Source organism: Citrobacter sp. NCU1 (assembly GCF_010231475.1).
Classification (GTDB): domain Bacteria; phylum Pseudomonadota; class Gammaproteobacteria; order Enterobacterales; family Enterobacteriaceae; genus Citrobacter_D.
Map to the genome: position 1 here is coordinate 1 of NZ_NRDO01000047.1, position 10,414 is coordinate 10,414.

A 10,414-nucleotide genomic window follows, 5' to 3' on the forward strand; every position below is an offset into this window, starting at 1 on the left:
TTCACCACGCCATCACGCAGCTCCTGTGCGCCGGTCAGATAGAAATTACGCCACGGGCCGGACTCGGCCTGATAGCCCAGTTGTTCCAGCGCATCCGCTTCCAGATTACGCGCCGTGGCATTCTGCGGGTCGGCAAACACCACGTTACTCACCACCTGGGCCACCCAGCGATAATTCCCCTGCGTGTAATCCTCTTTGGTTTTTTCAGGATCTGATCCGGCCCCCCCATGTAATCAACATATTTCTTCGCCGCCTCTACGGGAGGAAGTTCATCCAGCGATGCCGGATTGCCGTTAAACCAGCCGAGATAGAGCACATAGGTGGCTTTCACATCATGACTGACCGAACCGTAGTAACCACGGCTTGCCCACGAGTGCGCCAGCCCGTCCGGCAGTTTAAAGTTGGCGGCAATCTCATCGCGGGTCAGCCCTTTATTGGCCATACGCAGCGTCTGGTCGTTGATGTAGCGATACATATCGCGCTGGCTTTTCATCAACTTAACGACATTCTCATTACCCCATGTCGGCCAGTGGTGCTGCGCCATAATGATCTGCGCTTTGTCACCCCAGCGTTCAATGGCGGCATTAATGTATTTCGACCAGGCCAGCGGATCGCGAATTTTCGCGCCGCGCAGTGAATACGTATTGTGCAACGTATGAGTCACATCCTCTGCGGCTTCAATCATTTGCTTCTCTTCGACATACCACAGCATTTCAGAAGGCGCTTCAGAACCCGGTGCCATCATAAAGTCATAGGTCAGCCCATCAATGACCTCTTTCTGGCCGTCTTTCTCAATGATATTGGTCGGTTCAATGAGCGTCACCGTACCGGCAGAGGTGGTGGTCCCCAGACCTGCGCCCACCTGGCCTTTTTCATTGGACTTCAACAAATTGCCATACATATAGCTGGCGCGACGGCTCATCACATTGCCGGCCATAATGTTCTCCGAAACCGCCTCTTTCATAAAACCAGCAGGTGCATACACTTTCACTTTACCGGACTTCACATCGGCTTCATCCACCACGCCGCGCACGCCGCCATAGTGGTCAACGTGGCTGTGGGTATAAATCACCGCGACAACCGGTCTCTTGCCACGGTTTTTGTAATAGAGATCGATACCGACTTTGGCGGTTTCTGCGGAAACCAGCGGATCAACCACGGTAATCCCCTCTTTCCCTTCGATGATGGTCATATTTGACAGATCCAGATTACGGATCTGATATACCCCGTCGGTGACTTCGAACAGGCCGCTAATATTAATCAGCTGAGCCTGACGCCAGAGGCTGGGATTCACCGTATCAGGCGCTTTTTCCCCTTCTTTAATAAACGCATATTGCTGCGGATTCCAGACAACATTGCCTTTCTCACCTTTGATAACATCCTGAGGCAGCGGTGCGATAAACCCTTTATGCGCATTCGCGAAGTCAGTGTTATCTGAAAAGGGCAGTTGACGATAAAGCGCTTCATTAGCGGCTTTCGTCGACGACGTAGCCTCCTTCGGCGCGTCGTTTGCCATCACGGGTGATGCGAAAACTGACGTCGATAACACCCCTGCCATCGCCATATAACCAACAATTTTATTCAGTTTCATAATTGCCTCTTTGCCAGCGTATTGTTGCCAGGCAAATATTTAAATAGAGATATTTAAACGAGCTGTAACGCGCTAAAGAGTAAACAGCTCAATAACATTAAATATTTTCGACAACGTTCAACGCTTATGTCGTAGTGTAGATAACTGAAATCAGGTTATCACTTGCTCCGTTATTTTGCTCAACACAACTTGTTTAATTTTAAACATTCACCGGACATAATTTAAAATTAAACAAATATCTCCTCGCCAGACAAAAGATGAACAGGATAATTGCCTTCCTGTTATTCACCAGGAGCGTTATATTTTATGAAAATCCACATTTTTCCTATTTTACTCAGTCTGAGCCTGCTCACCGCATGCAGTACTCACTCGCCGGACACCGTGCAACAATTAAATGCCCTGACCGTTCCCGTCATTGCACCAGACACTGCGCCTGCTCAGGCAGGCACGGCCATGTTGCTGTCGCTACACCAGCAAAATAAACAAAAAATAAGCGCGTTAACGACGAACCTTAAACAGACGTATCTGCAACGGAGTAATAGAAAAGATATTTTTGACACCCACAGTGAGACAGCGCGAGTCTACGCCGCGCTGACAAAACTGGAGCAATTTGGCTATCTGAACGACAACTATCTGACGGAAAAAAATGTGCAAGGATTGCAGGAGATTTCGAAGACACTCCAGTCAGTGTCATAACCCGTAGAGGGTCAAAACCCGACACATTCGGTATCGGGTTTTATGATGACGGCTCTCGTATTATTGTCCAAAACGGTACGTCAGACCGACGTTCAGAGAACTGACGTCGCTGCTGACACCAATCTGATTCTCGTTCCCGACATTACTCACCCACTGATATTCCATGCGACCGGCCAGGTTTTGATTGAAAGCATATTCCGTCCCGACCGCCACTAACGGCCGCACGCCAGTTTCAAAGCGATTTTTACCACTGATATCAGATTCAGCACGGTAGCCCATCGCCCCCGCCCGACCATAAATATCCCAGTTATCATTCAGACCATAACTGGCTTTTAATGACAGCTGTAACCCCTGACTCTTCATTTTAGCGCCAGAAGCGCCGTGATGACCGTCAACGCCCATATTTCCCAAATAGTCATACCCCCCTTCGACAGCCAGCCACGGGGTAATCTGGTAACCGGTATACACACCGCCACCGACATTATCATGATTAAAATCGAAATCCGTTGATGAACTATTTCCCCCATTTTTACTGTTGCTGGTATCAAAATAGTGCGACCAGCCAAATTTCCCCCCGGCATACCAGGTTCCGGTGTCCGCGGCGGCAAATGCGGTTGATGCAGTAACCGCGTTAACAATAATTAAAGCGACAAGCGTCTTTTTCATAAATATCCCATTATTAACGTGTTGCAATCTCTATGATCGCGTGCATTTGTATAAGACGCAGAAAATATAAATAAAAACACGCACTGGGGTAATCATAAACTTATTTATTTTTGGACAAAGTATTTATGCGCGAGATAACGCGCTGAGAATAATAAAATTTCCGTTACTGCCGAGAAATTAAAATCGTTCAGGCAAATCTGTCAACTCCGTCAAATAGCCACCACGTTTAAAGGCTATGTACCCCCCCTGCTTTAATGCAGAAAGCACATTCAATACACTGCTGCGAGAAAGGTGGGTTCTCTCCTGAATATACTCGAGGATCGAGATTCTCATTCGGGTCTCCTCCGGCAGTAAAATCATCTCCTGCAAGTGGCTTCGAATCACGGAATAGGTGCCCTGCTGTACAATCAATGCATCCCGATAAAACAGATACGCGGAGTGATACGAGAGCAACGCGGCGACATCCTCCCATAATCCCTCCCGGCGAAACACGTCAGCGGCCTTTTGCGCGTCAACCCGGAGGATCGTTGAATCCTGCTCGGCACGCAAAATATGCCCCCGAACCGGCTGAATCATCTCCGCAAGCCCAAAAAGATGAGGATCATACAGTGTGGCGATCAGAAGCCCATCCGAGGCCCGCAATATTGAGAGTTCGCCTTCAATGAACAGATAGAGCTGTGACTGGCCTTGATAATCCCACGTAATCCGCTTACGGGGGATCACCTTCATTTTTTCTGCCAACGGTTTCAGTACTGCGGTTAAACGCGCAATACTTTGATCGGGTTGTACAGGTGGATGAATATGCATACGAATACCAGACCGTCTACGCCAGGGGGTGTTGTAAACTATATCTCTTAACGTTTAAAAAATACAAACTGATATTAAACAGAATATTCTTGTTAAGAAAATAATATCCTGCAATGCGCTTTACGTTTATTTTTAAATAATCCCTGATACACCGCTGGTGCCCATTGCCCGTTTGATGCTATCACCGTGAAGGGCTTCTGTTCAGCAACTGTACGCTTCCCGTGCCAGTATCCTCTATACTTTCAGTGCAGTGCGTAAACGATAGACAATGTGTGCTTCAACGCGCCTGTGTCTGACTCTTTAGCTTGACCATCGCACTGAAATTCCTCGTAATACGCACCTCACTCTTTAATGGTATTGACACGCGGCGGAAAGATGGAACAGGCAGAACCCGGTAACGACGAATTACTCCTTACAGAATGGCAGGCATTGCTACGCCAAACCTCCCCTGAGGTTCACGAAATTTTGACCTCGTTAACCGACGAGGAGATTCGTCATCTGGTTACTGTCTTTTATGACTATATGCTTTCACACGCCGAGAGCGCGCTGTTCCTCAATACCGAACAGGTGGCAACCCGACTCAGCCACAGCATGTTTCACTGGTTACGCAGCGTGTTGGGAAGCGCGCAGGAAGATCTCCACCAACTGCTGGCAAAACAGCGCGATATCGGCGTCGTTCACGCCCGGATTGGCCTGCCGATAGATTTGGTCGCCCGTGGCGCGCGCAGACTGAAAGACGAGCTTTACCGCCTGCTGAAGGCAAAATCCGTCTACCCAACGACCGTACTTAGCGATGCCATCTGCTTTAGCAGTCTGGCAATGGACACGGCGATAGAGGCGATAACCGTCTCTTACTCCCCCAATTACCAAAATTCCATGAACACCCAGGAACAGTACCGCCTGTTGACGATTTACGATGATGTCAACGTCGAGCGGGAACGCCAGATCCGCTCCCTGACCGACTGGGAGAATCAGTTTATCTACAATATTGCGACGGGCTTGCCTGTCGAAGAGCTGATCTTTTTGTCGAAATCTGACTTTGGTATGTGGTTATCGCACAAGGGGAAACACATTCTCGGTAACGGAAAACTACTTTCCGGGATGGAGCAGTTGATACAGCAAATAGACAGTAAGCTGCATCAGGCGTTACTGAATGGCCAGGAGCCTTGTGCAGAAGAACAGATGAGTTTGCTCCAGGATATTCGCCAGTTATCCACGCAAATCCACTTCCTCCTCGCCTCCATGTTTGAAGAGCTGGTGAAACAAGAAAACGGCAAAGATTCGCTGACGCAATTGCTGAACCGCCGCTTTATTCCCACCATTATGCGCCGCGAAATCTCCCTTGCGCTGCATTCGCGTAAACCGTTCGTGCTGGCCATGCTCGACATTGATTATTTCAAACAGATCAACGATCGCTACGGGCATAATGCCGGAGACATCACGCTCAAAAATGTTGCCGCTGTGATTTACGAACATATCCGCAGCAGCGATTACGTTTTCCGCTACGGCGGCGAAGAGTTTATGGTACTGCTTGTCGAATCCGAGGTGTCGCAGGCGAGTATCATTCTGGAAACGCTGCGAACAAAAATTGCCGCTCTGCAGATTTCGGCATCACCGCTGGAAACCTTCTCGGTCACCACCAGCATTGGCATCGCCGAGTACGATTATCACCCGGACTACAAACAGCTGATTGAGAAGGCGGACCAGGCGCTCTATCTCGCAAAAAGCAACGGACGTAATCGCGTGGAAATTTATCGTCGATAGCCCCTTTATGCTTCTGATTTTTCGGGCGGCATGGCCGGTGAGGCGTACCAGTTTTCCTTCGCCACCATCACCGCCCCTTTCGGTTGCATCACAAAGTTTGGCGACATGATCTGCACATTAAATTCGTTGAAAACGTCCTGAATATTGCTATGCAAGGCATCGCGGGCGGCTGCCAGCGACTCATCGGGCTGCAGACGAACCTGTAGCTCATAAGAGATATACCAGTCCATCAAACTGAGCTGGCGCACCAACGGTGGCTGCGTATGGTCGATGCCTTTGGCGCGGTTGGCGGCCAGTTCAAGCATCGCATGTACCTGACGCCAGGGGGTGTCGTACCCGATAGTGACGCCCACGGTTAAGTTGACGCCGCTGTCCGGATTTTGCGCACTGAGATTGGTAATTTTGCCACTGACCACGACAGCATTGGGAACCGTCACGACGTAGTTTTCCCGGGTGATTATCTTAGTGGCCAGCATCCCAATTTCACTCACCAGTCCTTCATTATCGGCAATACGAATTACATCACCTTTGCGCAGCGCACGTGAATAGATCAGTACCAGCCCGCTCATGGCGTGATTCATCACCCCCGCAGAACCCAGTGTGAGCATTAAACCGAAAAAGACGCTAATGCCTTTAAACGCCAGTGAATTCGCACCGGGAAGAAAAGGATAGGCCGCCGAGAGTGCAAACAGCCACACCACAACGGAGATCAGCTTGCGGGTCGCGCCGACCGTTTCAGGGTGAATGCCAGGCAACGTCAATCGCCCGGCTTCCACTTGATTAAGGATCACCTTGAGAAGTTTTAAAATAAGCGCGGTGATGGCAAAGATGAGCAGGACAATCATTAATCCTGGTAATGCGGAGACAATCGACAGCGCGATCTCCCTGACCACCCGCACTGACCAGTCGCCCAGCGATTCGCCCCACACCCGGGTCCACGGGAACAGACTGAATACCCAGCTTAGCCAGACATAGAACGCCAGAATACCGAGCAAAATCATCAATAACGCATATAACCGGGTTTCAATCGCACCGATAAAACGTCGCCAGTTTTGCGGGATCCAACTGCGGTTTTCGAAAATTTTACGTCGATAATGTCGGCGTACCCACCGCCAGGAGCGGTAAGCGCCGTACCAGAACAGCACAAGCCCCAATAAACCCGCCGCGGTTTTCACGGCGGCGAGGGCAAGCCAGCCGCTGTCATACTGGTCGCGCAACGAGGTGCGCTGGATCTCCATCCGCGCCAGTACACGCTGTGCCGCCTGGTCGAGCGTCAGGTCGTCCCCTTCATCCAGATCCCCTTGTGCCAACAACATGACCGGCTTACCGTTCATCACGATCAGCCGTCCCTGCTGGTGATAACGCGTGACGGGTACAATTTTCAACGGCTCACGCACGTCCGCCTGGGTAAAATTACGCAATGTATTGTGGATACGCAGAACGCGTTCTTCTGGCGTGGTCAGGCCAAATTTTGCCTGCAACATGACGATGGGTTGATGAAAAATGTAAACTGTGCGCGCGCGTTCTTGCTCTGTGGGCTGCTGTCGGGGTTCCGCCGCCCGGGAAGGGAGCGCCAGAATGACCATAAAACACGCCAAAAGTGCGAGCAGCATCCTGTTCATCACCACCACCCAAAATGTGTAATTATCGTTATTATTCATAGCGTCAAAAAAATTGAGGCCGCCATTACCCTTTTTGAGCATAGACCAGCCTGGTGCTTTTTCATCTCCCTATATGCTTCACATTTCAGCGTTGCCCGATTTTGTTCACTCCTTTTTCGATGCGATCCCCCCGCCGATGATGTTTTAATCCTGATAGATCAATCGAAATGTTAAGTGAAATTTATCAAATTAATTATTTATATGGATTAACTGGCTGAATGTTAACAACGGGTTATATTTAATTCCGAGGGTTACAGAATGTAACTTTAGGGATCGCACTGATATTCATCACTAAACCTAAAAAATGTGAGAATCATAATGAGACTAAAACCCATCGCCAGAGGGCTTGCCCTGGCAGGCTTGTTAACAACACTCATTGTTCCAGCCTATGCCGACACCGCCGCCAGGGATGCCACTGCCGCCACTAAGCAAGCCAACGAACAACTCTACAACCAGCTCCCTTTCTCCGACAACACTGATTTTACCGACGCCCACAAAGGTTTTATTGCCGCCCTTCCTTCCGACATTATTCATGGCGAACAGGGGAACGTGGTCTGGAATCCACAGCAATATGCCTTTATTAAAGAAGGGGAAAAGGCGCCTGATACGGTAAACCCAAGCCTCTGGCGTCAGGCCCAGTTGATCAATATCAGCGGGCTGTTTGAAGTCACTGACGGTGTCTACCAGATCCGCAACCTTGACCTGTCGAATATGACCATCATCGAAGGGAAAGAAGGGATTACCGTCGTCGACCCGCTGGTGTCTGCGGAAACCGCCAAAGTCGGTATGGATCTCTACTTTAAAAATCGCGGTAACAAACCGGTAGTCGCGGTGATCTACACGCACAGCCACGTTGACCACTATGGCGGCGTACGCGGCGTGGTCGATGAAGCCGATGTAAAATCCGGTAAAGTGAAAGTGTATGCGCCGGCTGGCTTTATGGAAGCCGCCGTCGCAGAAAACATTATGGCCGGCAATGTGATGAGTCGTCGCGCCAGCTATATGTACGGCAACCTGCTGAAGCCGGATGCCAAAGGCCAGGTGGGTGCCGGTCTGGGGACCACCACCTCTGCCGGTACGGTGACGCTGATTGCGCCGACCAATATCATTGAGAAAGATGGCCAGAAAGAGGTCATTGACGGCCTGACCTATGACTTTATGCTGGCGCCTGGCTCAGAAGCGCCTTCAGAAATGCTGTGGTTTATCGAAGAGAAAAAACTCATTGAATCCGCAGAAGACGTGACCCACACCCTGCACAACACGTATTCGCTGCGCGGCGCGAAAATTCGCGAGCCGCTGCCGTGGTCAAAATACATTAACGAAGCGATTGTTCGCTGGGGCGATAAAGCAGAAATTCTGATGGCCCAGCACCACTGGCCGACGTGGGGTAACGAGAATGTGGTCAAACTGCTGAAGAGCCAGCGTGACCTCTATCGTTATATCAACGACCAGACGCTGCGCATGGCTAACGAAGGCCTGACCCGCGATGAGATTGCCGCCAACTTTAAACTGCCTGATTCACTGGCGCATACGTGGGCGAATCGTGGTTACTACGGTTCGGTCAGCCACGATGTGAAAGCCACCTATGTGCTCTATCTCGGCTGGTTTGACGGCAATCCGGCCACCCTGGACGAACTGCCGCCAGAAGAAGCGGCGAAGAAATTCGTCGAGTACATGGGCGGTGCGGACGCCATCCTGCAAAAAGCGAAAACCGACTTTGACCAGGGTAATTACCGTTGGGTCGCGCAGGTGGTGAGTAAAGTGGTGTTCGCCGATCCGAATAACCAGGATGCGCGTAATCTGGAAGCGGATGCGCTGGAACAACTGGGCTATCAGGCCGAGTCCGGCCCGTGGCGTAACTTCTACCTGACCGGCGCGCAGGAGCTGCGTAATGGCGTGGTGAAAGGCCCGACCCCGAACACCGCCAGCCCGGATACCGTACGTGCGATGACCCCGGAAATGTTCTTTGATTATCTGGCGGTACATATCAACGGTCAGAAAGCCGGTGATGCGAAGTCGGTGTTCAACATCGACCTCGGCAGCGACGGCGGCAAATACAAGCTGGAGCTGGAAAACGGCGTGCTGAACCACACCGCCAATGCCGAAGCGAAAGAGGCCGACGCGACCATTGCACTGAATCGCGACACGCTGAACAAAATTATCCTGAAGGAAGTGACGCTGAAACAGGCGCAGGATAGTGGCGACGTGAAGATAACCGGCGATGGCGCCAAGCTCGACGCTATGCTCGGCTACATGGATAAATTTGAGTTCTGGTTCAACATCGTCACGCCTTAACTCCATCAATACCCCCGCGAACACATCGCGGGGGTATTTGTGACGATTTATCTGTCGTGAGTTAGGGGAATGGCTACGCCCTCCTCCCCCGGTATCGGTGGGGATGTGCCCGGATAAGCGGTTGGCAGCGCAGTATTGTTCAGATTAGACTTAACGCTCCCAACAACTTACTGAGCGACTCCATTGAATAAAAACATTCTTTCATACTCTCTGCCATTACTGTTGGCAGCAGGGGTGACATCCGCCAGCGCGAAGCAACCCGCCGCTCTCCATTCTCCAGAAGCGGGCGTGCTGTGTGACCAATATATTTGCGCTGACAGCACGAAGGGCGTTTCCCGTGAGAAGACCGAAAAATATCTCGGTGCAAAAGCGGCAAAGAGACTGTTTTCACAGGGGGAATTTGATACGTCCGAGTTTACCTTTGCCAACGGTACTTTCTGCGATATCAAAGAACGGTTATGCCGCGAAGACAGATACTACGGCGCAGACGGAAAGCGTAGCGGCGCCATTTCAACGAAATATACCGCGCTACTTTTCGGGAAGTGAGGGGAAGGCGGCAGTTCATCTCCGTCCTACTCTGCCGGAAGCCATTCTGATTAAAGGCACCCTTCAGACGAAAAAACCGGCACACAGGTGCTAATGCTGGTCAGTTAAGAAATTAGGGAGAACCTGTCACTCTGGCAAAGGGTGATGTTCACCTTATGTTCACTGCTTCTCTGACGCCACATTCCCTGTGAACGTGCAAGGGAGGCTCACCGCCGCCTCCCTTGCAACCCTGGCTCCCGGCAAGGAAAATCGTCGCTTCGCGATACATTCGCCTTATGCCGTCTGCCTTTCGGGTCGGGGTCGAGCCTGCATCCCTGCAGGCCGCCCCCTCCGCCCGCGTCCCTGCGGGCGGACCCGGTCAGCCGTCAACGTCTCATCGATTTTCGAG

The 10,414-nt window shown here is 51.0% G+C and carries 7 protein-coding genes and 1 pseudogene; 4 read left to right on the plus strand and 4 right to left on the minus strand.

Going from position 1 to position 10,414, the window contains the following annotated elements; all coding sequences use genetic code 11:
• A pseudogene (locus tag CJP72_RS16555) lies at positions 1–1,516 on the minus strand (alkyl/aryl-sulfatase); the annotation flags it as partial.
• A 381-nt stretch (positions 1,517–1,897) separates the two neighbouring features.
• On the opposite strand from CJP72_RS16555, the gene CJP72_RS16560 reads away from it, so the two are divergent.
• The gene (locus CJP72_RS16560) at positions 1,898–2,287 is read left to right on the plus strand and encodes a hypothetical protein (RefSeq protein ID WP_162382447.1); all 390 of its coding nucleotides are present in this window, start codon (positions 1,898–1,900) and stop codon (positions 2,285–2,287) included.
• Positions 2,288–2,347: 60 nt separating this feature from the next.
• On the opposite strand, the gene CJP72_RS16565 is transcribed toward CJP72_RS16560, so the two are convergent.
• Positions 2,348–2,953: an outer membrane beta-barrel protein gene (locus tag CJP72_RS16565; protein ID WP_162382448.1), complete on the minus strand. Its 606-nt coding sequence runs from the start codon at positions 2,951–2,953 to the stop codon at positions 2,348–2,350.
• A gap of 177 nt (positions 2,954–3,130) precedes the next feature.
• A complete protein-coding gene (locus tag CJP72_RS16570) occupies positions 3,131–3,760 on the minus strand; it encodes a winged helix-turn-helix transcriptional regulator (RefSeq protein ID WP_162382449.1) in 630 nt (209 codons plus the stop codon).
• A 375-nt stretch (positions 3,761–4,135) separates the two neighbouring features.
• Between CJP72_RS16570 and CJP72_RS16575 the strand changes: the two genes are divergently transcribed.
• Entirely contained in the window at positions 4,136–5,524 is a 1,389-nt protein-coding gene (locus CJP72_RS16575; RefSeq protein WP_162382450.1) for a diguanylate cyclase, read from the plus strand.
• A 5-nt stretch (positions 5,525–5,529) separates the two neighbouring features.
• Here CJP72_RS16575 and CJP72_RS16580 read toward each other — a convergent pair whose 3' ends face one another.
• The gene (locus tag CJP72_RS16580; RefSeq protein WP_162382453.1) at positions 5,530–7,146 is read right to left on the minus strand and encodes a mechanosensitive ion channel family protein; all 1,617 of its coding nucleotides are present in this window, start codon (positions 7,144–7,146) and stop codon (positions 5,530–5,532) included.
• A 357-nt stretch (positions 7,147–7,503) separates the two neighbouring features.
• On the opposite strand from CJP72_RS16580, the gene CJP72_RS16585 reads away from it, so the two are divergent.
• Both CJP72_RS16585 and CJP72_RS16590 read left to right on the plus strand, forming a co-directional pair.
• Entirely contained in the window at positions 7,504–9,480 is a 1,977-nt protein-coding gene (locus CJP72_RS16585) for an alkyl/aryl-sulfatase (protein ID WP_162382451.1), read from the plus strand.
• Between the two features lie 183 nt (positions 9,481–9,663).
• Positions 9,664–10,026 carry a YcgJ family protein gene (locus tag CJP72_RS16590; protein WP_162382452.1) on the plus strand — a complete coding sequence of 121 codons (363 nt, stop codon included), beginning with the start codon at positions 9,664–9,666 and terminating at the stop codon, positions 10,024–10,026.
• Positions 10,027–10,414 lie beyond the last annotated feature (388 nt).